Source organism: Dactylosporangium sp. NPDC049742 (genome assembly GCF_040674675.1).
Lineage (GTDB): Bacteria > Actinomycetota > Actinomycetes > Mycobacteriales > Micromonosporaceae > Dactylosporangium > Dactylosporangium maewongense.
The window spans coordinates 378308-403591 of record NZ_JBFANF010000001.1 but is presented as its reverse complement, the minus strand read 5'-3'; the positions used below and the strand labels follow the sequence as shown (position 1 = coordinate 403591).

The 25284-nt window shown below is 69.9% G+C and carries 20 protein-coding genes; 11 read left to right on the top strand and 9 right to left on the bottom strand.

Translation table 11 applies throughout. The annotated features are described in order from the left end of the window. Positions 1 to 7: 7 nt before the first annotated feature. Positions 8 to 514, bottom strand: coding sequence for an NfeD family protein (locus AB0J72_RS01845; protein ID WP_363393389.1), 507 nt, complete (start codon positions 512 to 514; stop codon positions 8 to 10). An 81-nt stretch (positions 515 to 595) separates the two neighbouring features. Here AB0J72_RS01845 and AB0J72_RS01840 point away from each other — a divergent pair, with 81 nt between their 5' ends. Then, the gene (locus tag AB0J72_RS01840) at positions 596 to 1081 is read left to right on the top strand and encodes a methylated-DNA--[protein]-cysteine S-methyltransferase (RefSeq protein ID WP_363393388.1); all 486 of its coding nucleotides are present in this window, start codon (positions 596 to 598) and stop codon (positions 1079 to 1081) included. A 55-nt stretch (positions 1082 to 1136) separates the two neighbouring features. Here the strand turns inward: AB0J72_RS01840 and AB0J72_RS01835 are convergent, their stop codons facing one another. Continuing rightward, positions 1137 to 2216 (bottom strand): inositol-3-phosphate synthase, encoded by a 1080-nt coding sequence (locus AB0J72_RS01835; protein ID WP_360569349.1) that lies wholly within the window; start codon positions 2214 to 2216, stop codon positions 1137 to 1139. Between the two features lie 23 nt (positions 2217 to 2239). Continuing rightward, positions 2240 to 2839 (bottom strand): PadR family transcriptional regulator, encoded by a 600-nt coding sequence (locus AB0J72_RS01830; RefSeq protein WP_344508541.1) that lies wholly within the window; start codon positions 2837 to 2839, stop codon positions 2240 to 2242. A gap of 185 nt (positions 2840 to 3024) precedes the next feature. On the opposite strand from AB0J72_RS01830, the gene AB0J72_RS01825 reads away from it, so the two are divergent. The 4 genes from AB0J72_RS01825 to AB0J72_RS01810 all read left to right on the top strand — a co-directional run bounded on the left by AB0J72_RS01825 (position 3025) and on the right by AB0J72_RS01810 (position 9234). Then, positions 3025 to 3459, top strand: coding sequence for a DUF5318 domain-containing protein (locus tag AB0J72_RS01825; RefSeq protein ID WP_344508543.1), 435 nt, complete (start codon positions 3025 to 3027; stop codon positions 3457 to 3459). Positions 3460 to 3643: 184 nt separating this feature from the next. Then, positions 3644 to 6496 (top strand): transglycosylase domain-containing protein, encoded by a 2853-nt coding sequence (locus AB0J72_RS01820; RefSeq protein WP_363393385.1) that lies wholly within the window; start codon positions 3644 to 3646, stop codon positions 6494 to 6496. 85 nt (positions 6497 to 6581) lie between these two features. Next, entirely contained in the window at positions 6582 to 7775 is a 1194-nt protein-coding gene (locus tag AB0J72_RS01815) for a glycosyltransferase 87 family protein (RefSeq protein ID WP_363393383.1), read from the top strand. Between the two features lie 4 nt (positions 7776 to 7779). Then, a complete protein-coding gene (locus AB0J72_RS01810) occupies positions 7780 to 9234 on the top strand; it encodes a glycosyltransferase 87 family protein (protein ID WP_363393381.1) in 1455 nt (484 codons plus the stop codon). Positions 9235 to 9454: 220 nt separating this feature from the next. On the opposite strand, the gene AB0J72_RS01805 is transcribed toward AB0J72_RS01810, so the two are convergent. Further along, on the bottom strand, positions 9455 to 11698 hold the full coding sequence (locus AB0J72_RS01805; protein WP_363393379.1) for a hypothetical protein: 2244 nt from the start codon (positions 11696 to 11698) through the stop codon (positions 9455 to 9457). Continuing rightward, entirely contained in the window at positions 11695 to 12468 is a 774-nt protein-coding gene (locus AB0J72_RS01800) for a deoxyribonuclease IV (protein WP_363393377.1), read from the bottom strand. Before AB0J72_RS01800 ends, AB0J72_RS01805 begins: the two co-directional genes overlap by 4 nt. Positions 12469 to 12694: 226 nt before the next feature. Between AB0J72_RS01800 and AB0J72_RS01795 the strand changes: the two genes are divergently transcribed. The 5 genes from AB0J72_RS01795 to rplI all read left to right on the top strand — a co-directional run bounded on the left by AB0J72_RS01795 (position 12695) and on the right by rplI (position 15355). Beyond that, the gene (locus AB0J72_RS01795; RefSeq protein WP_363393375.1) at positions 12695 to 13483 is read left to right on the top strand and encodes a hypothetical protein; all 789 of its coding nucleotides are present in this window, start codon (positions 12695 to 12697) and stop codon (positions 13481 to 13483) included. Between the two features lie 222 nt (positions 13484 to 13705). Further along, positions 13706 to 13996 (top strand): 30S ribosomal protein S6, encoded by a 291-nt coding sequence (rpsF, locus tag AB0J72_RS01790; RefSeq protein ID WP_033359943.1) that lies wholly within the window; start codon positions 13706 to 13708, stop codon positions 13994 to 13996. Positions 13997 to 14105: 109 nt separating this feature from the next. Then, entirely contained in the window at positions 14106 to 14633 is a 528-nt protein-coding gene (locus AB0J72_RS01785; protein WP_363393373.1) for a single-stranded DNA-binding protein, read from the top strand. Between the two features lie 20 nt (positions 14634 to 14653). Beyond that, positions 14654 to 14893 (top strand): 30S ribosomal protein S18, encoded by a 240-nt coding sequence (gene rpsR, locus AB0J72_RS01780; protein ID WP_033359945.1) that lies wholly within the window; start codon positions 14654 to 14656, stop codon positions 14891 to 14893. Between the two features lie 12 nt (positions 14894 to 14905). After that, complete coding sequence (rplI, locus tag AB0J72_RS01775) at positions 14906 to 15355, top strand: 50S ribosomal protein L9 (protein WP_354890196.1); 450 nt, start codon at positions 14906 to 14908, stop codon at positions 15353 to 15355. Positions 15356 to 15411: 56 nt separating this feature from the next. On the opposite strand, the gene AB0J72_RS01770 is transcribed toward rplI, so the two are convergent. Further along, entirely contained in the window at positions 15412 to 16917 is a 1506-nt protein-coding gene (locus AB0J72_RS01770; protein WP_363393371.1) for a von Willebrand factor type A domain-containing protein, read from the bottom strand. A 479-nt stretch (positions 16918 to 17396) separates the two neighbouring features. On the opposite strand from AB0J72_RS01770, the gene dnaB reads away from it, so the two are divergent. Beyond that, complete coding sequence (gene dnaB, locus AB0J72_RS01765; RefSeq protein WP_363393369.1) at positions 17397 to 20201, top strand: replicative DNA helicase; 2805 nt, start codon at positions 17397 to 17399, stop codon at positions 20199 to 20201. A gap of 582 nt (positions 20202 to 20783) precedes the next feature. On the opposite strand, the gene AB0J72_RS01760 is transcribed toward dnaB, so the two are convergent. From AB0J72_RS01760 to AB0J72_RS01750, 3 genes are all read right to left on the bottom strand, one after another. Then, positions 20784 to 21404 (bottom strand): phosphoribosyltransferase family protein, encoded by a 621-nt coding sequence (locus AB0J72_RS01760; RefSeq protein ID WP_363393367.1) that lies wholly within the window; start codon positions 21402 to 21404, stop codon positions 20784 to 20786. 100 nt (positions 21405 to 21504) lie between these two features. Beyond that, on the bottom strand, positions 21505 to 22713 hold the full coding sequence (locus AB0J72_RS01755; protein WP_363393365.1) for a glycosyltransferase family 87 protein: 1209 nt from the start codon (positions 22711 to 22713) through the stop codon (positions 21505 to 21507). Positions 22714 to 22733: 20 nt separating this feature from the next. Then, a complete protein-coding gene (locus AB0J72_RS01750; RefSeq protein WP_363393363.1) occupies positions 22734 to 25262 on the bottom strand; it encodes an EAL domain-containing protein in 2529 nt (842 codons plus the stop codon). Between the last annotated feature and the right edge of the window lie 22 nt (positions 25263 to 25284).

Below are 25284 nucleotides of genomic sequence, written 5' to 3'. Positions count from 1 at the left end.
ACTCGACCTACAAAGGGGTTTCTTCGACGATCACGCTGGTGGAGCTGGTCGCCTCCACCACGAGGACCCGTGCGCCGAGCGCGATCGGATGGTCCGCGCGGGCGCTGAGCTTCACGGGCTGTCCGCCGAGGGAGATCCGCACCTCGCCGAAACCGTTCACGGTGATGGGGGTGACGACGACGCCGATGGTGCCGATCATGTCCCGTTGCGTCGGTGTCGCGTCGGTACGCATGTTCATCGCCATCCGGGCGAGCCGGGTCGCGAACCAGGCCGTCGGAAAGGCCGCCGCGATCCCGCAGAGGGCGGCAACGGCCGAGCCCCCCGGGACGCCGAGCGCCGACACGATCGCCGCGCCGAACCCGAACGCGCCGATGAATCCGGCGACCGCCGGTAGCGAGAACAGGCCGCCGGCGTCCGGATGGTCGACGTCCAAATGGAAGAGGTCACCGAGGAGAAGCGACAGGGCCAGCACGAGGACGCCCAGGCCGCCGACGACCAGGAACACCACATCCATCGCGCCCCCTCCCCGTTGGAACTAGCAGGGTATCCATCCGACGCAAATCTGACACTCGCGTTTTCGGGCACAATTGTCTGCGTGCGTTGGGCGGAGATGCAGGCGCCGATCGATGCGGTCGGGATCGCGGTGGACGACACCGGTGTGTGCTCGGTGCGTTTCGGCGGCGCGGCCGGTCCGCTCGCCCCCGCCGGCGATCCGGTGCTGGAGCGGGCCGTCGAGGAGCTGACCGGCTACTTCGGCGGGGAGTCGGCGCCGTTCACGGTGCCGCTGTCGGTGCGCGGCGGGTCGGAGTTCGAGCGGGCCGTCTGGCGGGCGCTGTGGGCCATCCCGTATGCGGAGATGCGCACGTACGGGCAGATCGCCGCCGCGGTCGGCGAGCCGGACGGGGCCAGGGCGGTCGGGGTCGCCTGCAACCGCAACCCGCTGCCGATCATCGTGCCGTGCCATCGCGTGGTCGGCGCCGACGGGAAGATGGTCGGGTTCGGCGGCGGCATCTGGCGCAAGAAGGTGCTGCTGGAGCTGGAGGCCAAGGTCCGCATCGAGCGCGAGTTCGGCCTGTCATGAGAAACGCCCCTCTCCGGCGGTCCGGAGAGGGGCGTTCCTAGTTATAAGGAGTGGTTCAGCGCTCGATCTCGCCGGCGATGAACTGCTCGACCGACTGGTGCGCGTCGTGGTCGTTGTACTGCACCGGCGGCGACTTCATGAAGTAGCTCGACGCGGACAGGATCGGGCCACCGATGCCGCGGTCCTTGGCGATCTTCGCGGCGCGCAGCGCGTCGATGATGACGCCGGCCGAGTTGGGCGAGTCCCAGACCTCGAGCTTCAGCTCCGCGTTGAGCGGGGTGTCGCCGAAGGACTTGCCCTCGAGGCGGATGTAGGCCCACTTGCGGTCGTCGAGCCACGGCACGTGGTCCGACGGGCCGATGTGGACGTCGGACTTCGCCATCTCGTGCGGGATCTGCGAGGTCACCGACTGGGTCTTCGAGATCTTCTTCGAGACCAGGCGGGTGCGCTCCAGCATGTTCATGAAGTCCATGTTGCCGCCGAAGTTGAGCTGGTACGTGCGCAGCAGCTCGACGCCGCGGTCCTCGAACAGCTTCGCGAGGGCGCGGTGCACGATCGTGGCGCCGACCTGGCTCTTGATGTCGTCACCGACGATCGGCAGCCCGGCGTCGGTGAACTTCTGCGCCCACTCCGGGTTGGAGGCGATGAAGACCGGGAGCGCGTTGACGAAGGCGGCGCCCGCGTCGATGGCGGCCTGGGCGTAGTACTTGGCGGCCTGCTCCGAGCCGACCGGCAGGTAGCAGACGAGCACGTCGACCTGAGCCTCGCGCAGCGCGGCGGCCACGTCGACCGGCTGCTCGTCGGACTCGTCGACCATCTCGCGGTAGTACTGGCCGAGGCCGTCGAGGGTCGGTCCGCGCTGGACGGTCACGCCGGTGGGCGGCACGTCGCAGAACTGGATGGTGTTGTTCTCGCTGGCGCTGATCGCGGCCGCGAGATCCTGGCCGACCTTCTTCGCGTCGACGTCGAACGCGGCGACGAACTGCACGTCGCCGACGTGGTAGTCGCCGAACTTGACGTGCATGAGACCCGGTACCCGGTCATTCGGGTCGGCGGTGCGGTAATACTCCACGCCCTGAACCAGGGACGAGGCGCAGTTGCCTACACCGACGATGGCAACGCGGACGGAGCCCATCGCGGATGCCTCCTTCTTGTTGTTCACGATGACCGCTCCGGATCTGCCGAAGGCGGCTGAGGGGTGGTGCCATTGCGTTCGTTCGCAATGAGCTCTTCGAGCCAGCGGACCTCGCGCTCACACGCGTCCAGGCCGTGGCGTTGCAGCTCCAGGGTGTAGGCGTCGAGCCGCTCCGCGGCTCGACTCAGCACGTCGCGCATGCCCTCGCGACGCTCCTCCACCCGGCGGCGGCGGCCCTCGAGGATCCGCAGCCTGGTCGCTGGGTCGGTGCGTGCGAAGAAGGCGAAGTGGACGCCGAAGCCGGCTTCGCTGTCATAGGTCTCGGGGCCGGCGGCGGTGAGCAGCTCCTGGAAGCGCTCCTTGCCCTCGGCGGTGATCGTGTAGACCACGCGGCCGCGCTTGCCGGTGAGCAACGGGACCTCGTCGGGTGACGCCGGCATGCCAGTCGGCGGGGCACCTTCGGTGATCCAGCCGTCCGTCTGTAGACGGCGCAGTGTGGGGTAGAGGGAGCCGTAGCTGATCGCGGCCCGGAACGCGCCCAGCTTGGTCGTGAGCTGCTTGCGCAGCTCGTAACCGTGCATCGGGGACTCGTGCAGGAGACCCAGGATCGCCAGTTCGAGCATTCCCGGCCTCCCTCCGTTTACCCGATCCGATGTATCGGCCCGATACATCGCAACGGTAGGCCCCCAGCCGAACGGATGCAACGCGCGTGCCCAAGTGGCCTGGACCACACCCCTGATCGTCTATCCGACGGTTACCGATCGTGACCGATGTCGCCGAGTGGCGCGGGACCGCGTACCCTCGGCGCATGCGTACCCAGCGTCAGGTGGTCGACTTCTCCTTACGGAGACGCGCCCTGCTGCGTGAGGTGCATTCCGGGCGTGTCGGCACCTATGAGGTGTGCGACGCGTCGCCATACCTGAAGAGCGCAGCGAAGTTCCACGGTGAGCCGACGGAGGAGCTGTGCCCGGTGTGCCGCCGGGAGAACCTCACCCATGTGCATTACATCTATGGGGATGAGCTGCGGCAGTCGTCGGGTCAGGCTCGCCGCCTGACCGAGCTGCCACTCCTGGCGATGACGCTGAGTGAGTTTCACGTCTACGTGGTGGAGGTCTGTCGCGCCTGCGGCTGGAACCACCTCGTGGAGCAATATCTGCTGGGGCGCGACGGCCTGACGGCCGGATCGGACGATGGAGCCGGCGGTCGGTCAACGACGCGGGTCCGAGGAGGGGCGGCCGAGTGAACCTGGCCCGCGATCGCTGCGGGCCGATTTGCATCGATGCCCTGACGAGCGGTGACCTCTCGTGGCCTCACGGCCGCTTGACGCCCGTGACCGCAGACTTGAGACCTGACCGACGAGTGCCTCAGCTCACAGACATGGTGGCGACGGAGCATGCGACAACGACGCAACCGGCAAGGTGGGACGAATGAACTACGGTGACCCGACCAACTCCCCCTCGGGCCGGGCGCAGGTTCCTGGATCCTTCCCAGGACCGGACGGCGACGACTTCGGCGTGCCGCCCCTGCCACCGCCGCCTTCCCTGCCGCCACCCGCGCCCGCGCCCGCGCCGAGCGCCGGCGCCGCGGGACGTGCGACGGTCGGCCGTGCCAGCGTAGGGCGCCCGGGCGGCGACGAGCCGCGCACCGGGCGCGCGTCCGTGCCGGTGTCCGGTGCGTCCGGGTCGGCGTCGGTGGGGTCGGCGTCCGTCTCCGGCTCCGCCTCGGTGTCCGGCTCGGCCTCCGTGTCCGGCTCGGCCTCCGTGTCCGGGTCCGCGTCGGTGCCCGGCTCCTCCGCCGGCCGTGCGACGGTCGGCCGGGCCACGGTAGGCCGCGCGTCGGTGTCGATGGGTGCCGAGGGCTTCGGCGACGGTCCCGGCGGGCCGGGTGGTCCAGGCGGCCCGGGTGGCCCCGACGGTCCCGGTGGTCCCGGTGGCAGCGGCCCCGGCCGGGGGCGGAGCAACAGCGCCAAGGCCAAGCGCCGGCGCCGCCGCAACATCGTCATCGCCGCGATCGCCTCGTTCATCATGATCGCCGGCATCGGCATGGTCAGCGGCACGTACTACTTCGACCAGGTCGGGCTGCCCGAGGACCTGGCCATGGAGCAGTCGACCACGATCTACTACGCCGACGGCGTCACCCCGATGGGCCGTATCGGCGACAAGAACCGCACGGTCATCCCGATCACCGAGATCCCGCCGGACGTGCAGCACGCCGTCGTCGCGGCCGAGGACAACAGCTTCTACACCAACGACGGCGTCGACTACAAAGGCGTCGTCCGCGCGGCGTGGAACAACGTGACCGGCGGCGACCGGCAGGGCGCCTCGACGATCAGCCAGCAGTACGCGCGCCACTGGGCCGACCTCGAGGGCGTCACCTACGCGCGGAAGCTGCGCGAGGCCGTCATCGCGCTGAAGCTCAACCAGGAGTTCGACAAGGACAAGATCCTGGAGATGTACCTCAACATCGTCTACTTCGGGCGAGGGGCGTACGGCATCCAGGCGGCATCCATCGCGTACTTCAACAAGCCCGCGAAGGAACTGACCATGGCCGAGGGCATGGTCCTGGCCGGCATCATCAAGAACCCCGAGGGCAACAACGCCAAGGGCAGCCCCTTCGATCCGAACATCGACAAGCAGCAGGCGACGGATCGGTTCAACTACATCAAGGGGCGGATGCTCGCGCTCAAGTTCGTGAAGGCCGAAGAGGCGGACACGAAGATGGCCTACCCGACGACGGTCATCGCGCCGGCCGTCGCCCGGGCCAACGCGGTCAAGACGCAGGGCAGCATGGACAAGCCCGAGGGCCTGATCGTGCACCACGTGCTCGACGAGGTCGCCGCGCTCAAGGACCCGAAGACCAACGCCCCGCTCTACGAGGGCGTCGACCCCGACGGCAGCAAGAACTTCGACAAGATCCGCAACGGTGGTCTGAAGATCGTCACGACCGTCGACCAGAGGCTGCAGCAGGCCGCGGTCCAGGAGGCGAGCCGCAACCCCGAGTCGCGGATCAACAAGTACCCGGGCAACCTGCAGGCCGCGCTCGTGGCCGTCGAGCCGGGCACCGGCGCGGTCAAGGCCTACTACGGCGGCGACAGCGGCAACGGCGGCGACTTCGCCGGTTACTACAACGACCCGGTGCTCAGCAGCGGCGACGACAGCTGCTGCGGCGGCCACCCGCCGGGCTCGACGTTCAAGGTCTACACCCTCGCCACCGGTCTGATGGCCGGCTACACGATCGACTCCTACTGGAACGGCGACTCGCCGCAGCAGTTCCCGGCCAGCGGCCGGACCGCGAAGAACCCGGTCAAGAACGCCGGTGAGGGCGCGGTCTCGTCGCCGAAGTGCAAGTCGGGCGACGGCAAGTGGTGCACCTTGGAAGAGGTCACCGTCATGTCGCTCAACGTGCCGTTCTTCGCGCTCGCCGAGAAGGTCGGCCCGGCGAAGGTGATCGACACCGCCCGCGCGGCCGGCATCACCGACATGTGGGCCAACGTCGACAACAAGTCCAAGAAGATCGACCTCGTGGCCAACAAGGGATCCGACGTGTTCCCGAAGTACTTCAACACCGAGGTCGCCTTCGGTCAGTACCCGGTGACGGTGCTGGAGCACGCCGGCGGCATCGCCACGTTCGCCGCCCGCGGCGTCGCGGCGAAGACCCACTTCCTGAAGGAGGTGTGGGAGGACGGCAAGAAGACCTACGGCGAGGTGATCAACCCGAAGCGCATCCCGGGCTTCACCGACCAGATGGCCGACGACCTCAACACCGTCCTGCAGGGCGTGCCGAAGCACTACAACCTGAAGCTCAAGGACGGCCGCCAGATCGCCGGCAAGACCGGCACCTGGCAGCTCGGCCAGACCACCTCCAACGCGCACGCGTGGTTCGTCGGCTACACCGCCTACGACCCGGGCAAGAAGTCGCCGGGCCTGGCGACCGCGGTGTGGGTCGGCAACAAGGCCGAGGAGCAGAAGATCGTCGACAGCAACGGCAAGGGCGTCATCGGCGGTAGCCTGCCCGGCCCGATCTGGCAGGACTTCATGGACAAGGCCGAGGCCATCATGAAGCAGCCGAAGATCAACTTCCCGGGCCCGAAGCACGTCGGCAACCAGGACGTCGGCACCGGCATCTCGCCGCAGCCGAGCCTCCCGGTCGAACCGAGCATCCCGGGCGGTCCCGGCAACGGGAACGGCAACGGCAACGGTGGCAACCCCGGTGACACGCAGACCCCGGGCCCGGGCGGCAACGGTGGGGGCATCTTCCCCACGCCGACACGAAGACGCTGATCAAGGTAGGCCGAAGATGTGCGGCCACGGTAACGGCGGTATGTTCGCCGGGACCGTGGCCGCTGTCGTTTGGGGGGGGTGTCCGTTGGAAGCGGGCAGGCTGAAGGCCGTCCGGTGGGGGCTGCTCGCGCTGCTCGTGGCGCTGGTGGCCTACGCGCACTGGTGGTATGGCATCCGGCACCACTTCTACGACCTCAAGATCTACCGGCAGGCCGTCGACTGGTGGCTCGACGGGCACGATCTCTACACGTTCACCAAACCCGACATGACGCAGGGCGAGCTCGGCTTCACCTATCCGCCGTTCGGCGCGATGGTGCTGGTCCCCTTCGCGCTGCTGGCGAAGAACGCCGCCGTCACCGTGTACGCGGTCCTCGCCGGCGCCGGCCTGCTGATCACCACGTACTGGCTCGTCGCCTCGGCGGTCCGCCGGCACGGTTGGTCGCTGCCCTTCGCGCTGGTGCTGTCGACCGTCGTGTTCACCACGCTCGAGCCGATCCGTGAAACGTTCAGCTTCGGCCAGATCAACGTGCTGCTGATCGTGCTCATCCTCGCCGACCTGCTGGTCCTGCTGCCGCGGCGGAGCCGGTGGGCGGGCGTGCTCATCGGGCTCGCCGCCGCCATCAAGCTCACCCCGGCGATCTTCATCGTGTATCTGCTGGTCAGCCGCCGGTACCGGGCGGGAATCACGGCGATCGTCAGCGCCGCCGCCGCCACGTTGCTGGCCGCCGCGGTCGCACCCCGCGCCTCGTGGGACTTCTGGACCGACACGCTGTGGAAGGGCGAGGGGATCGGCAAGACGGCGTACATCCCCAACCAGTCGCTGCGCGGGCTGCTCGCCCGGTACGACGCGCCCGGCTGGCTGTGGGTGCTGCTGGTGCTGGCCGTCGTCGGCGTCGGACTGTGGCGGGCCCGCCGCGCCGCGCTCGCCGGGGACGAGGTCGTCGGGCTCACCATCGCCGGTCTCGTCGGCTGCCTGGCCAGCCCGATCACCTGGATCCACCACATCTACTGGTTCGCGCCCGCCATCGTCGTCCTGTTCGACGTCGGCCGGCGATGGCTTGCCGTATTGATCGCTGTCACCGTCGGTGTGGGCATGGTGTCGCTGTACGACCAGGGTCTGCCCGTCGACCCGTGGGGCGAGGGCGTCCTCGGATTCTTCATCGAGAACTGGTACGTGCTGCTCGCCGTCGCGCTGCTGTTCGCGATGCCGATCCGGCGGGTCGGCGAGGAAACCACGTCGGGTGGTGCACCCGCCCCGGAGGTTGCGACGGTACGGTGATGCGATGCCGCCGACTGTGCGACCCGAGCACCGCCTGAATGACGAGCCCGCCACCTCCGACCGCTTCGTCGGTGGCCTCTCCGAGTCGATCGGTGGGCCCCTGGGCAGTCACGCCGTGCGGACACCGAACCGGTTCTGGACCCCCGCGCGGGTGGTCCTGCTGCTGATCTGCGCCATGCTCAGCTTCTCCTGGATGCAGAAGTCCCCCTGCCGCGACGGCGCCTGGGCGGACATGAAGCAGTACAAGTACTTCTGCTACACCGACGTGCTGGCCCTCTACTACGCCGAGGGTCTCAACGAAGGCCAGGTCCCCTACGCCGACCACCAGGTCGAGTACCCGGTCCTGACCGGCGCATTCATGGGCGTGCTCGGCCTGCCCGTGCACTCCCTCGGCCAGCAGGGGGCGCTCGACAACCCCGGCCAGACCTTCTACGACCTCAACGCGGTCGTGCTCAGCGCCTTCGGCATCGCCGCGGTCGCCGCCACGCTCGCCGTCCGGCGCCGAAGGCCCTGGGACGCCGCGATGTTCGCCGCGGCACCCGCGCTGTTCGTCTCCGCGACCGTGAACTGGGACCTCTTCTGCGTCGGCCTCGCCGCCATCTCCATGACGTGCTGGGCCCGCCGAAGACCACTCCTCGCCGGTCTCTTCCTCGGCCTGGCGACGGCCGCGAAGTTCTATCCGGTCCTGATCCTCGGCGCCCTCCTGGTCCTCTGCCTGCGCACCGGCAAGTGGAAGGAGGCCCTCGCCACCTTCGGCGTCGGCGCCGGCACCTGGCTCGCCGTCAACGTGCCAATCGCGGCCCTCTACTGGGACTCCTGGATCAAGTTCTGGGACTTCAACTCCCAGCGCGGCATCGACTGGGGCACCCTCTGGTACATCGGCGCCCACTTCCCGCGCGGCTCCGGCCAGTACGGGTTCCCCTACTTCCAGAACCTCGACTCCGACCCTGAGCACGCCACCCTCAACGTGCTCTACCTCGGCCTCTTCCTGATCTGCTGCGTGGGCATCCTCGTCCTGGGCCTCACCGCCCCGACCACGCCCCGCCTCGCGCAGCTCGCGTTCCTGATCGTGGCCGCGTTCCTGCTCACCGGCAAGGTGTGGTCGCAGCAGTACGTGCTGTGGCTCATCCCCCTCGCGGTGCTCGCCCGGCCGCGCTGGGGTGCCTTCCTGGCCTGGCAAGCGGCCGAGGTCTTGTACTTCGTCTCGTTCTACGGCGAGCTCATGGGCGCCTCGGGTCGCCAGGTCTTCCCGGAGGGCGTGTTCGTGCTCGCCTCGATCCTGCGCCTGGTGACCCTCGCGGTCCTGGTCGGCTACGTCATCCGCGACATCAGGCACCCGGAGATGGACGTCGTCCGCGACACCTACGAAGGCGAGGACCCCGACGGCGGCGTCTTCAACCCCGAACCCGCCGAACGCCCCCTGATCGAACCCCCACCCCTGGTCAAGGCGGAGGCGTAGCCACTTCGCACTTCTGCACAACGGAAAGGGCCGGCGGGATCTTCTCCCGCCGGCCCTTTCGTGTCTCGTTCTTCGGCGCTTCGGCGCTTCGGCGCTTCGGCGCTTCGGCGCTTCGGCGCTTCGGCGCTTCGGGTGCCGGGCGACTTAGTGCGTGAGCGGCTCGTGTCCGGCCGTCTGCCCCGTCACCGCGGCCCCGTTCCTCGGCCTGTGTCGCCGGGCCTCAGCTGTCTTCGACCTTGTAGAGGACGACGTCGCCCTGCTCCGTGCGGGTCAGGCCGAGGCCGTCGATCGGTGCGTCGATGGCGCGCTCGTACGCGCTGCCGAGGGCCTGGCTGCGCACCACGAGGACCGTGCGGATGTGCCGCCCCCGCAGCAGCGCCACCGTCTGCTCGTCGGGGAACTGCTGCATCGTCTGCCGCAGCTCCTGCTGGTCCAGCGGCGTGAAGCCGCTGCCGCCGTTGACGATCTTCGGGAACCCGTCGGTGCTCCACAGCATGACGTTCATGTCGAAGAGCTCGTGGCTGGGCAGCACCATCACCGGCCCCCGCACTGAGCTCATCGCTATCGGCGTGGTGGGCACCACCGGGTGCGGCGTGTTGTGAGCACCCTCGAACAGCACCAGCATGACGGGGATCAGTGTCGCCAGGCGCGGCAGGAACCCCGCCCGGTCACCCGGCTCCGACTGGGTCCGGTCGGCGAACAGCTCCACCGCCCGCGCCGCGAACGCGCTCACCGCTCCCGCCGCGAGCAGCCCCAGGAACAGCGTCGTCCACACCACCAGGCGACCCGACGTGCGGATGCCGTCGAAGCCCGGCAGCGCCCGGTACAGCGCCAGGTAGCCGAACTCGCCCTTGCCCGGCCCGTGCGTCCCCATCGCGAGCGCCACCGTGCCGAGGACGCCGACCAGCATCCAGACGCGGTGCTTGAGCCGCCACGTGGAGACGAACAGTCCGGCGAACGCCAGGCCGTACAGGAAGAAGCCCGGCAGCAGCGCCATCTCCGGAGCCCAGGTCAGCGTGCCGCGGGCGTCGGCATACGCCTCGCCCCACAGCCACGACTCCGGCGGCGCGATGAAGAACCCCTTCAGCGGCGGCGAGAACAGCCCGACGAGCTCCTCGCTGCGCCGCGCGTACGGGTGCTCCTTCAGCACCTGCAGGTACGGGTACGCCATCAGCCCGCCGACCGCCGCGAAGATCGCCCCGCCGCCGAGGTTGGCGAAGAACAGCTTCCAGCCGAACGGTCGCGTCACGCCCCACTTGCGCACGTGCCGGTAGCCCCAGGAGATCGCGGTGGCGAGCACGGCCAGCAGCAGTGCGTACACGAACGGGATACCGATGCCGAAGCCCAGGCTGATCTGCCACGAGGCGACGAGCCAGCCCGCGAGGACCCAGCCCCACCGCCGCTTGTCCGGCTGATAGCCGTCGCGCAGCGAGAACCCGTGGCCGCGGGCGAGCATGGCCAGCGCCAGCGCGATCCCGCCGATCGACAGCACGTGCAGGTGGCCGGCCTGCCCCAGCCGGTACGGCGCGTACGCGAACGCGGCACCTGCCACCACCGCACCGGTCGGCCGCGCACCCAGCTGCCGGGCCAGGACGTACGCCCCGAAGAACGCCAGGGCATAGATGAGGACGTACATGATGTTGTACCGGACGAGCGCCGCCACCGGCCCGCTGCCGAGCATGCCGGCGGGCGCGTAGCCGAGCAGCGTGTCCGAGAACGCGTAGCTGTAGTTCGAGGGGAAGAACGCGTTGGCGTTCCACAGCTGCGCCGGGTTGGTGGTGAGGATGTGCCCGGCCCACGACATCTGCCAGGCCTGCAGCGTCGGGTCGGCGGTGTCCTGCGGGATCGTCGTGCCCGGGTTCCGCAGCGTCGGCCAGGTCATGACGGCGGCGAGCAGCACCGAGCCCACGGCCGCCATCGTCCACTCGTGCCCGAGGAACTCCCCGACCGCGTTGCCGACGCGCGCCGCCACCCTGCGGGCCTTGCCGGGCTCCTCGTCGGGGACGGGCGCGAACGATCCGAACGGGTCCGCCTTGACGAGACTGACCCGCTCACCGCCCTGCGCGGCGCCGTCCGCCTTGCCCGCTTCTCCAGCGGCTGTGTCGCCCCCGGCCTTCGCCGCTCCACCCTTGGCGTCCCCGGCCTTCGCCGCGCCGTCCTTTGCGTTGCCCGCCTCTTCAGCGGTCGTGTCGGCCTCGGCCTTCGCAGCGCCATCCTCGGTGCTGCCCGCTTCCGCGGTGGCCGTGTCGCCCTCCGCGGCGCCGCTTTCCGCGGCTGTGGCGTCTTCCGCCGGCGCGTCGGCTGCCGACTCTGCGGTGCCGGCGGCCACGGGCGGCGTGTCCGTCGCTGCTGGCTTGCCGTTGCCCGGCGCGGGCTCCCTCGAGGTCAAGGCCGCCGGGTCCCCGGGCTCGGCGGCCGAGGGTCCCGCTTCCGGGTCCTTCTCGGTCTCGGACACGTTGCTCACGCCAGCCGCTCCCGCAGGTAGGTGATGTCGGCGGTCTGCCCCTCGGTGCCACCGGGCGTCTCGACCAGCGCCGGCGCGCCGGCGGACCGGATCACCGAGACGATCAGCTCGGGGTCGATCTCGCCGGCCGTGAGGTTGTCGTGCCGGTCGCGGCCGGAGTCGAAGCCGTCGCGGGAGTTGTTGGCGTGGATGAGGTCGATCCGGCCCGTGATCGCCTTGACCCGGTCGACGATGTCGAGCAGGTCCTCGCCGCCCGCGTGGGCGTGGCAGGTGTCCAGGCAGAATCCGACCTCATACTCGCCGATCGCGTCCCACAGCCGGGCCAGCGCGTCGAAGCGCCGGGCGCAGGCGTTGTCGCCGCCGGCGGTGTTCTCGATCAGGATCGGGGTGGCGAAGCCGCCCTCCTCGGCCGCGAACGCGAATGTCTTCCGCCAGTTGTCGAACCCGGCGTCGCGCCCTTCGGCCTTCTCGACGTGCCCGCCGTGCACGATCAGACCCTTGGCCCCGACCTTCGCCGCCGCTGCCGCGTGGCGGAAGAGCAGCTTGCGGCTGGGGATGCGGATTCTGTTGTTGGACGACGCGACGTTGATCCGATAGGGCGCGTGGATGTAGACGTCGACGTCGGAGGCGATGAGTGCCTCGGCGTCGGGGCGGTCTTTGGGATCGGCCCAGGCCTGCGGGTCGGTCAGGAAGAACTGGACCAGGTCAGCGCCGCGCGCTGCGGCCTCGGCCAGTGGCTCCGCGGGGTCGACGTGAGCACCGATTCGCATGCCGCAGAGCCTACGACGTGGGACCGACAGTTTGCGCGACCCCGGGGCCTGGCCTCGGTGGCTACCCGACCGAAGGGTCCGGAATGGCAGGGTTCCGTCACCGTCCTGTCGGCCGCGTCGTTACGCAACTAGGTCGCCCGTGATCGCGCGACCTCGATGGAAACCGCATCTGCTCAATCCTCAACCTTGGATGGCTACCTTGTCTGGACACCGACCGGCACTCCGCGTGGCGGCAGCCGCCGCCGCGCTGTTCGCCGCGGCCCTGACCGTGGGCGCCAGCCCCGTGCACGCCGCACCCTCCACCCCGACCGTCGAGTTCAGCGGCGGGAGCGTGTTGAGCCTGCTGGTGTGCAAGTCGGAGCCCAGCACCGGCAGCGTCTCGGTGCCCGCCGAGTCGCGGATCAACTTCGTCAACCGGCTCGGCCAGGGCGCGACCCTCAAGGTCGACGGCAAGCCGGTCTCGACGGTGCAGCCCAACCAGGCGGTGCCGGTCGTCTTCAAGAAGGGCCCGGTCAACGTCGCGATGACCTTCTCCTGCGGCGTCGGCGTGGTCGAGCAGTTCAAGGAGGTCTCCGTCGGGGTCACCGCGCCGCCCGCCGCGCCCGCCGCCAACCCCGGCGCGGGCCAGGGCGGTCAGGCCGGCCGGCCGTCCTCCTCCGAAGGCCCGGCCGGTGCCGCCGCCGACGCGGCGAACAAGGCCATTACGGGCACCCGCTCGACCCGGAAGCCGTCGACGAACGCCTCGAGCTCCACCGGTGAGGGCACCGAGCCGGTCGACCCGTCGCTGCTCGGCCCGGACGCGACCGCGTCGCCCGCGCCGGCCGCCGGCGCGAACCCGAGTGCGTCGACGGACGAGCGGGTATACGTGGAACAGCCTGTCGCCGCGACCGGCCCGGCGACCAACGCCCCGACGGGTCTGTTGGCGCTTGTCGCGACAGTCTGCGTGGTCGGTGTTGGAATCGCCGCAATTCGGGCTATTATTGCGCAGCGGTCATCACGCGCTAGCTACGCGTAAGGTACAATTAGGTAGCTCCGCGGGGCGCCGTCATCCAACGCACCGGTGTGGTCGTTCCTCCCCAGGTCCCACCCAGAGAAGCGGATGACGCGCCCCGCGGTCTTTCTGTGTACACGCACCGTGTACTCTTGCTCGGTCTGCCGTCCATCGGACGGCCGACGACGCACGACCTCCTGCCGCGGATGGACCGCGGCCGCTTAGCCCGTAGGAGGTGAGAACGTCTTGCGTCATTACGAAATCATGGTGATCCTCGATGGAAGTCTCGAGGAGCGCACCGTCGCACCGTCGCTCGACACGTATCTGAACGTGATCCGGACGTCGGGTGGCTCGGTGGAGAAGCTCGACGTGTGGGGCCGCCGGCGCCTCTCGTACGAGATCAACAAGAAGACCGAGGGCATCTACGCCGTCATCGACCTCCAGGCATCGCCGGAGTCGGTGGCAGAGCTGGACCGTCAGCTGCGGCTCAACGAGTCCGTGCTGCGCACCAAGGTCATCCGGCCCGAGGTCCGCTAAGCGGATTCCGGGCGAGATCGACCTGCTTCGCCCGCCGCACGTCACCGGGAATTGTCATACCCCTGTGACAAGGTGGGCCATACCCCAGTGCGCGAGGAGTTGACTCGATATGGCAGCAGGAGACACCACGATCACGGTCATCGGCAATCTGACCGATGACCCCGAGTTGCGCTTCACTCCGTCTGGTGCGGCTGTGGCCAAGTTCCGGGTGGCATCCACCCCCCGGTTCCTGGACAAGAACACCAACGAGTGGAAGGACGGCGAATCGCTGTTCCTGTCCTGCACGGTGTGGCGCCAGGCGGCTGAGAACGTCGCCGAGTCGCTGCAGCGTGGAACCCGCGTGATCGTCTCCGGTCGCCTGAAGCAGCGGAGTTACGAGACTCGCGAGGGCGAGAAGCGCACCGTCATCGAGCTTGAGGTCGACGAGATCGGCCCCTCGCTGCGCAACGCGACTGCCAAGGTGCAGAAGATGCAGCGCTCCGGTGGCAGTGGCGGCTTCGGCGCTTCTGGTGGTGGCGGCGGCAACAGCGGTGGCGGCGGGTTCAGCGATGACCCGTGGGCCAACGCGGCGCCGGCGAACGCCTCCAGTGGTGGCGGCAGGTCGAACTCATCCTTCGACGACGAGCCCCCGTTCTAATGGCATCAGGAGCAAGAGCAATGGCGAAGGCTGCGGCCCTGCGCAAACCGAAGAAGAAGGTGAACCCTCTCGACAAGGAGGGCATCGCCTACATCGACTACAAGGACACCGCGCTGCTGCGGAAGTTCATCTCCGACCGCGGCAAGATCCGCGCTCGGCGGGTGACCGGCGTGACCGCTCAGCAGCAGCGGCAGATCGCGCGTGCCGTCAAGAACGCGCGCGAGATGGCGCTGCTCCCCTACACCGCGACTGCGCGATAAGGGGAGGCTGACATGAAGATCATCCTGAAGCAGGAGGTCTCCGGTCTCGGGACCCCCGGCGACGTGGTTGAGGTCAAGGACGGCTACGGGCGTAACTACCTGCTTCCGCAGGGCTACGCGATCCCGTGGACCAAGGGTGGCGAGAAGCAGATCGCGACCATCAAGCGCGCCCGTGGGGCTCGCGAGATCCGCGACCTGGGCCACGCCAACGAGGTCAAGGCCCAGCTGGAGAACCTGACCGTCAAGCTGGCCGTCCGCGCCGGCGAAGGCGGCCGTCTCTACGGCTCGGTCACCCCGGCCGAGGTCGTCGACGCCGTCCAGAAGGCCGGCGGTCCGGCCCTCGACAAGCGCCGCCTCGAGCTGCCCGGCCACGTGAAGTCGGTCGGTGACTACAAGGTGCAGATCAAGCTGCACCCCGAGGTCGCCGCCAGCTTCACGCTGAAGGTCACGGCCGCCAAGTAACACCACGCGGCAATACGAAGGGGCCCGTCCGGCAGGACGGGCCCCTTCGCTGTCCCCTACCGGTAGAGCTTCGTGGCCGCCCGGATCACGTCGGCGAGCTCCGCGACCTGCTTGTCCCCCTCGGACAGGCCCTCGGCGAGCCGCAGCAGGTCCTCGAGCCGGACCTCCCCGGCGTACTGGCTGGACCGCAGCACCTCGGCGAAGTAGGCCGCCGTGTAGCAGACCTGCAGCCGCGGCCCCGCCTCCGTGAACGCACGGTCCAGGGACGCCACCGTCACCGACACGTTCTGCTCGCTGGGCTCCCGCGTCTGCGGGTCCTGCCAGCGCACCCGCACGTCCGCCAGGTGCCCCTCCGCACCCTCGCGAAGATGCAGCGCGTACAGCGCCGTCACCGCATGACCGGGGCCGACCTCGCCGCCGTCGACCCGGTCGTTGCGGAACGCCGACGCCGAGAGGGTGCGGTTCTCGTAGCCGATCAGCCGGTACGACACGACCGCCGCCGGATCGAACTCGACCTGCGCCTTCGCGTCCAGCGCCCGCACCGACAACGTCGCCGGGAGCTGCTCCACGAAGACCTTGTTCGCCTCCGCGGTACTGCTGACGTAGACGACATAGCCGTCGCCCTTGTCGGCGAGCTCCTCCATGAACTTGTCGCCGTAGTCGCTGCCGACGCCGACGCCCATCATCGTGATCTGCTTCGCTGCCGCCTCCTGCACCTCGCGGACCAGGGGCGCGGCGCTCGTCGTGCCGACGTTCGGAAGACCGTCGGAGAGCAGGATGACCCGGTTGGTCGCACCCTCCCGGAAGCTCCTGCGCGCCGTCTCGTAGCCGAGCCGCAGCCCCGCCTGCAGGTTCGTGCTGCCCGCCACCCGCAACCGGTCGATCGCCCCGTGCAGCGCCGAACGGTCCCGGACCGGCGTCATCTGCCGCAGCACCTCCGCGTCGTCGGAGTAGGCGACCAGCGCCACCGAGTCCGTGGTGCGCAGCTGGTCCACCAACGTGTGCAGCCCGCTCTTGACCAGGTCGAGCTTGCCCGGCTCCGCCATCGAACCGGACACGTCCACGACGAACGTCAACGACGCGTCGAGGCGTTGCCCCTCCGGCTCGGCTCTCGTCTGCAGCCCCACCCGCAGCAACCGGGCGGTGTCACCGGCGTTGCCGTGCGTCTTCGGCAGCCGGGTGCCGTCCGTGGCGACCGCGAAACCGTCGCCGGACGGCTGCCGGTACCCCTGCTGGAACGAGTTCACGAACTCCTCGGGCCGGATCGTGCCCGCCGCCGGACGCTGCCCCGCCAGCAGCTGACGCTTCGCGTAGCTGTAGGACGCGGTGTCCACGTCGACCGCGAACGTCGACACCGGCTGGCTCGACGCCGCCTGCTCGCCGGGCGCCTCGTCGCCCGCGCCGCCGGTGATCGCCGGACCGGGCTGGCCGCCCTGCGGGTTCATCGTCCCCGCCGGGGCCTTCTCGTAGCTGGTGCTGTCGCTCTTCCCCTCTGCACCGCACGCCGTCAGGCACAACGCGGCGATCACGGCCACGGCGGCGACGCGGAACTGACTGACCATGGAAAGCCTCCCTGAAAGGTATTTGGCCAGTCAGACGACGACCCGCCTCCGAGCGGCTCCGAGCGTAACCGGACAGAGACCCAAGCGTGAGCATCGGTGATCAGCTCGCAAGGATGCTGTGACCCGTCGAAGGGAACCGATCCGCTGGGCGCTGCGTCCCGCGTCATCCTCCGGTAGCGCAGCCGCCATGATCCGTCCAGTCGGCGGCCACGTCACTCGATCGGGCCGACTATTTTTCCCACACAGGCTGTGGATTGTGTACGCCCAGCTCAGAGCCTGTTTGAGGATCCCGGCGGCGAAGTTTTCCACAGGCCTGTGCACAACTGATCCCCCGTTTGTGGACGACGGTCCACAGGTTGTCCGCAGGGTTGTCCACCGGCTAGTTTTGACGAACGCCAGTCGCTCCATACCGTTGCGCGGGGCGCTCCACGTCTTCCGAGGCGCGCCGCGAGGTTTTGTCATACCCGCGAGGTCTACTGATGCGTGGGGGTATGACGTTGGAGGGGCGAGTGTCGATCACCGAAGACAGGCGAAGCGATCCATGGGACGACGCGACCCCGGCCGAGTCGCGCCGACGGCCACCCAAGGACCAGGACCAGGAATCTGAGCGGCCCTCCGGCGGCGCCGAGACCTTCGAGCGCACCCCGCCGCAGGACGTCGCCGCCGAGCAGAGCGTCCTCGGCGGCATGCTGCTGTCCAAGGACGCCATCGCCGACGTCGTCGAGATCCTCAAGTCCCACGACTTCTACCGGCCCAACCACACCATCGTCTTCGACGCGATCCTCGACCTGTATGGCCGCGGCGAGCCCGCCGACGCCGTCACCGTCGCCGCGGCCCTGACCGACGCGGGCGAGATCGCCAAGGTCGGCGGCGCCGCATACCTCCACACCCTCATGGCGGCCGTGCCCACCGCCGCCAACGCCTCCTACTACGCCCGCATCGTCGCCGAGCGCGCCGTCCTGCGCCGCGTCATCGAGGCCGGCACCCGCATCGTCCAGCTCGGCTACGGCTCCGCCGGCCCCGGCGGCCGCGACGTCGACGACGTCGTCGACCTGGCCCAGCAGGCCATCTACGACGTCACCGAGAAGCGCGTCAGCGAGGACTTCGCCGTCCTCGCCGAGGTGCTCCAGCCCACCCTCGACGAGATCGAAGCCGTCGGCGCCCAGGGCGGCGTCATGACCGGCGTCCCCACCGGCTTCCAAGACCTCGACCGCCTGCTCAACGGCCTGCACCCCGGCCAGCTCATCATTGTCGCCGGCCGCCCCGGCCTCGGGAAGGCGCTGGCGCTCGACACTCCCCTGCCGACGCCCGACGGCTGGACGACGATGGGGGATGTCAAGGCCGGCGACCAGCTGCTGGGTGCCGACGGCCGGCCGACCACGATCGTCAACGCGTTCGAGGTCCTGCACGGCCGTCCGTGCTTCGAGGTTGAGTTCTCCGACGGCAGCGTGATCGTCGCCGATGCGGAGCACCTCTGGAAGACCACCACGAGAGCGGCTCGACGCCAGCGTGCTGAAGCTGCGCAGATGCCGCAATGGCCGGAAGCCGCTCGGGACGAGGTGGGCGCGGTCTTCGCCAGTGCGATGGCCGGCCCCGAATCGTTGCTGACCTTCGGCGAGGCGGTTGAACTGGTCGGACCTCGGTTCCGGCATGTGCTGCATGTCGTGGGCGGCGAGGTCGGCACGTCGGCCGACGTCGTGCGCGAAAATCAGCGTGCCGGCAAGCCGTGGCGTCGTTCCATTCAGGCATATTCCAAGCACGCGCTGCTGACGACGCTGCACCGGCGGGTCAACAGGACCATGAACGCCGAGACGAAGGTCAGGCACGACGGGGTCGTGACCACGCAGGACATCGCCGACACCCTCCGCTGTCCGATGGATGGTCGCCTCAACCACGCCGTTGAGAACTGCATGCCGTTGCGGCTTCCTGACAGGGACCTGCTGGTGCCGCCCTACACGCTCGGCGCGTGGCTCGGCGACGGCCATTCCGCCGCCGGTCGAATCACCACCGATGATCCGGAGATCGTCGGCAACATCGCAGCCGATGGGTTCGAGATCAGGCCGAGCTCGGCACATCCGATGCTGTATGGCATCGGCCGGGCGGGCGATCACGGTCCCGCGCTGGTCCACAGCCTCCGGCTGCTCGGTGTCCTCAACAACAAGCACGTTCCGGCCGAGTATCTGCGCGGATCGGAGCAGCAGCGACGCGCGCTCCTCGCTGGCCTGCTGGACACCGACGGCACCGTGACGGCCACGGGCAATGCACAGTTCACGTCGACCTCGGCCCGGCTTGCGGGCGATGTCCGGGAGCTGGTGGTCAGCCTCGGCTACCGGTGCACCATGACGACGAGATCGGTCCGGGGCCGGACGCCGGCAAGTTCGATCGCCTACACCCTGAACTTCACCACGGCCGACGACCTGTTCCGGTTGGGTCGCAAGCGCGCGACGCATCAGGCACGACGGCGGACCACCAGCACGTCGAGGACTGGTTCCAGGTACATCGTCGACATCCGGCCGGTGGCGAGTGTTCCGGTCCGCTGTGTGCAGGTCGACAACGACGACCACATGTATCTGGCCGGGCGCGCGATGATCCCGACCCACAACTCCACCGCCGCGATGGACTTCAGCCGGGCGGCGTCGGTGAAGCACAACTTGGCCAGCGCGATCTTCAGTCTGGAAATGTCCAAGGTCGAGATCGTCATGCGACTGCTCTCGGCCGAGGCGCGGGTGCCGCTGCACGTGCTGCGGTCCGGGCAGCTATCCGACGACGACTGGACCAAGCTGGCGCGGCGGATGGGTGAGATCAGCGAGGCGCCGCTGTTCGTCGACGACACGCCGAACATGAACCTGATGGAGATCCGGGCCAAGGCGCGCCGGCTCAAGCAGCGGCACGACCTGAAGCTGATCATCGTCGACTATCTGCAGCTGATGACGAGCCCGAAGCGGACGGAGAGCCGGCAGCAGGAGGTCGCGGACCTGTCGCGTGGCCTGAAGCTGCTGGCGAAGGAGGTCGAGTGCCCGGTGGTCGCGGTCAGCCAGCTGAACCGTGGACCCGAGCAGCGCACCGACAAGCGTCCGCAGCTGTCCGACCTGCGTGAATCGGGCTCGATCGAGCAGGACGCCGACGTCGTCATCCTTCTGCACCGCGACGACTACTACGACAAGGAGTCGCCGCGCGCGGGCGAGGCCGACTTCATCGTGGCGAAGCACCGAAACGGCCCGACCGACACGATCACGGTGGCGGCCCAACTGCACCTGTCCCGCTTCGTCGACATGGCGATCTGACCGAGGAGGACTGCGGCGACGTCTCCTCGTCCCAACGCCGCGTGACGGGAGACGGCGTCGCGCCGGCTCGCGGGCGTGGGTGTGCAGAGGCTGCCGTCTGGGGGACTCGCCGTTGCTGGGCCTCATCTGGCTGGCGATGTGCGCGTTGACGGTGCCAGCGGGAGCGTCGCCCGGAGCGTCCGGCCGCGGTTGAGGGCCGTGGCTGGCCTCGCGGCGGTGTCGTCTTGCGGTGTCGGCGGAACGGGCACCTGGCGCTGAGCGACCGAGTCCGCGCCGCAGTGCCTCCCCGCGCCCTCACCTGGATCTCGGCGACGGTGCCGATGGCGCCTGGCTGGCCTTTGAAGGGGTGCGCTGGCGGCGTCGGCGGGAGGGTTGCCCGGAGCGCCCGGCCGCGGTGAGAGTGGGCCGACTTGCGGTTGGTGCCGTCTGGCGTGCGTATGCGGTGTCGGCAGATGGGCGTCTGGCGCGCTGAGGTGGCGTTCGAGGGGCTGTCGTGGCCGGTGCTGTCCGCGGGCGTGTTGAGGGTGTCGGGGTGCCGATGAGCTCGAAGGGATTGTCGGGGCTGGTGCGGTGGGAGGGGTGTCAGGTGCGGTTGAGGATGCGGGCGACCTCGGTGTCGGGGACCTGGCGGAAGTCGTCGTAGTAGCGGCTGACGGAGCCGAAGAAGTCGGAGGTCACGGGGCAGACGACCTCGTCGGCCAGGGTCTTCAGGCGGTGGACGGCCTGGGTGGCGCCGACGGGGACGGCGAGCACGACGCGGGCGGCGGACAGCGCACGGGCCACGGCGACGGCCGCGCCTGCCGTGGCGCCGGTGGCCAGGCCGTCGTCGATGACGAGGGCGACGCGGCCGGTGAGGTCGAGCGGGGGGCGGCCGAGGCGGAAGACGCGGTCGCGGCGGCGGAGCTCGGCGGTTTCGTGGCGGATGACGGGGGCCATCTCCTCTGGGGCGAGGCGGATCTCCCGGTTGAGGACCTTCACGTCGCAGGGGCCGATGGCGCCGAAGGCGACCTCCGGTGACCAGGGCACGCCGAGCTTGCGCACGACCAGCGCGTCGAGCGGGACGCGGAGCCGCGTGGCGACCTCGGCGGCGACCGGTATCCCGCCGCGGACCAGGCCGAGGGCGATGACGTCTGGCCGGTCGGCGTAGCTGGTGAGCAGGTCGGCGAGGGCGGCGCCGGCCTCGCTGCGGTCCCTGAAGGCCATGCTTCCTGTGTACGCCAGGAGTGAGGAGCCCGGCCAGCGTCCCGGCCAGGTCGCCGGCGAGCGGCTGCACGGTCGTACAAGAGCGGCGAAAAGGAACTGGTCAGGGGCTGCCGAGCGAGGACGGCGCCGAGGCCGGGGCGGGTGTGGGGGTCGACCAGCGGCCGCCCGGTGCCGAGGCGTGCAGGGACCACCACAGGGCGGCGAAGGCGGCCGGGTAGAGCAGGTAGCCGAAGCGGGTCGACGGGATCAGCATGATGGCCGCGGTCAGGCCGACGGCGATGACCAGGGCAGCGGCGGCAGTGGTCCGGGGCGGGCGGCGCAGGAGCCAGACGGCGATGGCGAGGCCGGAGGCGACGAGCAGCGACAGCGCGATCGTGCGGCCGGCCGGCACGGACGAGGCGATGAGCTGGCCGGGCAGCGGCGACTGGGCCGGGCTGGTGACCAGGCCGTGGCCGGAGGGGAAGCGCAGGACGTTTTCGACGAAGGCGGAGGGTGCGACCACCAACGCCGGCAGCATCACCAGCAGCGGCAGGCCGAACGCGAAGGCCGCGAAGGACAGGGTGCGGCGGCGGAGCGGGAGGGCGAGCGCTACCAGTACCAACGCCGCAGGGAGAGCGAAGAGCTTGAGCGCGCCGGCGAGGCCGATCGCGATGCCGGCGGCGAGCCAGCGGTGTTTGGCGGTGAAGGCCAGGGCGAGCAGGCAGAGGCTGAGCACGGGAAGGTCGTCGCCGCCGGTGGTGAGGGTGAGGGCGCAGATCGGCAGGACGGCGACGGACTGGGCGACGAGGACGAGGCCGGGCGGGGCGACCAGGTCGGCGAGCAGCCGCAGGGTCCAGAGCAGCGCGGCGACGGTGGCGACGAGGAACCAGATCCGGGCGTCGGTCCACCAGTGGGCGCCGAAGAGCGCGCGGGGGATACCGAAGATCGACATGCCGGGTTGGTACGGGGAGTAGCCCAGCAGCCGCTCAGATTCGGGGAGCGCGGCGATGTCGGGACGGTCGAGGTAGGGCGTGCCGGTGTCGAGGAGGCGCCGGCCCATCTGCTCGACGACGAGGACCTCTTCCTGCGCGCGGTCGGTGCGGCCGCCGGCGCGCTGGACGGCCTGCGTGACGAGGGGGACGACCGTGGCGGCGACGAAGACCAGGGCCGTGAGCAGCAGGCGGCGGAGCACGACGAACGTGATGAGGAAGGCGGCCGCGTAACCCCACCAGGTGATCGCTCCCCATGCGCGGTGTGGCAGCAGGGTCGACGTCAAGGCGGTGAGCAGGGCGAAGGCGGCCGACAGTCCGTACAGGACCGCGTCAGTCATCGAGAAGCGTGGCGAGGTGGCTATGGGGTCCATTCTTGCCCGGGCTCGGCGGCGGCGGAGCGGCGGGACCGGCGGTTGCGCGGGAGGCGGATCACGGTGTCGGTGTCGTGCAGTGGCGGCGCGAGGCAGCCGGGCTGGCCGTCGTGGCCGCGGCGCAGGGCGGCGAGGAGCCGGTCGGCGGGCATCGCGCGGGCGAAGAGGTGGCCCTGGCCGGCGGGGCAGCCGAGCTCCCAGAGCTGCTGGCGCTGGTCCTCGCGTTCGATGCCTTCGGCGACGACGACCAGGCCGAGGCTGCGGCCGAGGTCGATGGTGGAGCGGACGACGGCGCCGGGGGCGGAGGTGTTCATGGCGGCGACGAAGCTGCGGTCGATCTTGAGCTCGTCGACGGCGACGCGGGCGAGGGTGGCCAGCGAGGAGAAGCCGGTGCCGAAGTCGTCGAGGGCGAGACGGATGCCCTGGTCGCGCAGGGCGGCGAGGACGTCGTCGACGACCTCGAGCTTGCTGAGCGTCACGGACTCGGTGAGCTCGATGATGAGCGACGAGGACTGGACGCCGCGCGCGGCGAGGCGGCGGGCGACGGCGTCGGGGAACGACAGGTCGAGCAGGCTGCGGGGCGACACGTTGACGGCGACCGGGATGGGGTGGCCGGCGTCGGCCCACTGCGAGACGGCGATCAGGGCCTGGTCGAGGACGGCGTCGGCGAACGCGGACAGCTGCCCGGAGCGTTCGATCGCGGGCAGGAAGCGGTCGGGCGCGAGGTCACCGCGGTCGGGGTGGTGCCAGCGGGTGAGCGCCTCGGCGGCGATGACCTGGCCGGTGGCGAGGTCGACGATCGGCTGGAAGTTGACGACGAACTGGCCTTCGGCGACGGCGCGGGCGAGGTCGCCGCCGAGGGTGAGGGTGCCGATGTCGGCGGTGTCGCGGGCGTGCGCGTAGACGACGACCCGTTGGCCGTCCTGTTTCGCCTGGTACAGGGCGACGTCGGCGCGCCGGAGCAGCTCACCGATGGTGCCGCCGCTGGCGGTCGTGACGCCGCAGCTGGCCTCGACGCTGATGCGCATGTCGTCGAGGTGGATGGGCGGGGCGAGCGCGTCGAGGATCGCGTGGGCGCGCATCTCGGCGAGGGCGGGCGCGCTGAGGTTGGCGAGGATGACGGCGAACTCGTCGCCGCCGAACCGGGCGACCAGGTCGCCTTCGCGGACGGCGGCGGAGAGGCGCTCGCCGACGGTGGTCAGGACGCGGTCGCCCGCGGAGTGCCCGAGGGTGTCGTTGACCTCTTTGAAGTGGTTGAGGTCGATGAGCAGGACGCCGACGATGCCCTGGGCGAGGACCTCGTCGCCGTACTGCTGCAGCTTGCGCCGGTTGGCGAGCCGGGTGAGGGGGTCCTGGGCGGCGGCGCGGGCGTGGCTGTCGGCGAGGCGCTGCGTCTCGGCGAAGGTGGAGGCGTTGCGGATCGCGGTGCACAGCGCGGCGGCGAACGTGTGCAGCGTGTACCCCTCGCGCTCGGTGAGCTTGACCGGTGCGCGGAAGCGCAGGCGCAGCTCGCCGAGGTCGGCGTCGCCGCGGTAGCTCTCCAGGCTGATCGGGATGACGAAGCCGCCCGCCGACGGCGCGTCCTCGGGGGTGCCGTCGTAGAGGATGTCGCGGCCGTTGCTGCGCACGAGCCGGGTCTCGCCGGTCGGCGGGCGGATCTGGACCTCGACCTCGTCGGTGGAGAAGAGGGCGGCGGCCTTGCGGACGGCGGCGTGCAGGACGGCGGTCTGGTCGACGGAGTTGAACTCGTCGGTCGCCTCGGCGAGCCGCTGCCAGGCCTCGTTGCCCTGGCGGGCGCGGATCCGGTTGCCGGAGGCGAGGTGGATGCACCACAGCAGCAGCGGCAGGACGAACAGGAGCCACTGGTTGACGTGGTACAGCACGACGGTGGCGACGGCGATGCCGAGCGTCCCGACGCGCAGGACGGCGAGGATGTTCCAGTCCGCGACCAGTCGCTGCCGGTAGGGCGTGCCGGTGAGCATGGCGAACAGGCCCTGCGAGACGAGTTCGTCGACGACGGTGTACGCGAGGAAGGCGACCACGGTCGCGGAGAGCGCCGAGGTGAGCGGGTCGACGCGGTCGGTGTGCACCAGGAGCGGCTCGAAGCCGGTCACCGCGCAGGCGAAGGCGGCCGCGGCACCGGCGAGGACCTCCTTGCCGATGTTGAAACCGATCTTCACCGGGACGTGCGTGCGATTCAGCGACTGATCGACGATTTTGCCGATGGCCACCGAAAGGATCACGAACGGCGGTGGCAGGAACACGGCGGTGGCGATGATGACCGCCGATACGGGTGTCGAGCCGGTGTTGGCCGAACGGATGCGGATGCTGATCCGCAGGTAGCGGCAGCCGAGCACGAGCACGGTCGGCAGCGGGAGGAAGAGCGCGAGGCCGCCGTAGTTCGTGATCAGCCAAAGTGCGGCGATGACGGCGATGCCCGCACCGACGACGACGGGACCAACGAGACGCCAGAGGCGCCGGTTGGTCGCGTCGTCGGTACCGATTGGTCGTTGCATCGCGGTCTGTTCATCGTGACGG

Bases quoted from the DNA above. Each gene is read 5' to 3' on its own strand.
- AB0J72_RS01845 (WP_363393389.1), bottom strand. From the start codon at position 514: ATGGATGTGGTGTTCCTGGTCGTCGGCGGCCTGGGCGTCCTCGTGCTG.
- AB0J72_RS01770 (WP_363393371.1), bottom strand. From the start codon at position 16,917: ATGGTCAGTCAGTTCCGCGTCGCCGCCGTGGCCGTGATCGCCGCGTTG.
- AB0J72_RS01810 (WP_363393381.1), top strand. From the start codon at position 7,780: ATGCCGCCGACTGTGCGACCCGAGCACCGCCTGAATGACGAGCCCGCC.
- AB0J72_RS01835 (WP_360569349.1), bottom strand. From the start codon at position 2,216: ATGGGCTCCGTCCGCGTTGCCATCGTCGGTGTAGGCAACTGCGCCTCG.
- AB0J72_RS01750 (WP_363393363.1), bottom strand. From the start codon at position 25,262: ATGCAACGACCAATCGGTACCGACGACGCGACCAACCGGCGCCTCTGG.
- rplI (WP_354890196.1), top strand. From the start codon at position 14,906: ATGAAGATCATCCTGAAGCAGGAGGTCTCCGGTCTCGGGACCCCCGGC.
- AB0J72_RS01825 (WP_344508543.1), top strand. From the start codon at position 3,025: ATGCGTACCCAGCGTCAGGTGGTCGACTTCTCCTTACGGAGACGCGCC.
- dnaB (WP_363393369.1), top strand. From the start codon at position 17,397: ATGCGTGGGGGTATGACGTTGGAGGGGCGAGTGTCGATCACCGAAGAC.
- rpsR (WP_033359945.1), top strand. From the start codon at position 14,654: ATGGCGAAGGCTGCGGCCCTGCGCAAACCGAAGAAGAAGGTGAACCCT.
- AB0J72_RS01760 (WP_363393367.1), bottom strand. From the start codon at position 21,404: ATGGCCTTCAGGGACCGCAGCGAGGCCGGCGCCGCCCTCGCCGACCTG.
- AB0J72_RS01800 (WP_363393377.1), bottom strand. From the start codon at position 12,468: ATGCGAATCGGTGCTCACGTCGACCCCGCGGAGCCACTGGCCGAGGCC.
- AB0J72_RS01755 (WP_363393365.1), bottom strand. From the start codon at position 22,713: ATGACTGACGCGGTCCTGTACGGACTGTCGGCCGCCTTCGCCCTGCTC.
- AB0J72_RS01820 (WP_363393385.1), top strand. From the start codon at position 3,644: ATGAACTACGGTGACCCGACCAACTCCCCCTCGGGCCGGGCGCAGGTT.
- AB0J72_RS01830 (WP_344508541.1), bottom strand. From the start codon at position 2,839: ATGCTCGAACTGGCGATCCTGGGTCTCCTGCACGAGTCCCCGATGCAC.
- AB0J72_RS01785 (WP_363393373.1), top strand. From the start codon at position 14,106: ATGGCAGCAGGAGACACCACGATCACGGTCATCGGCAATCTGACCGAT.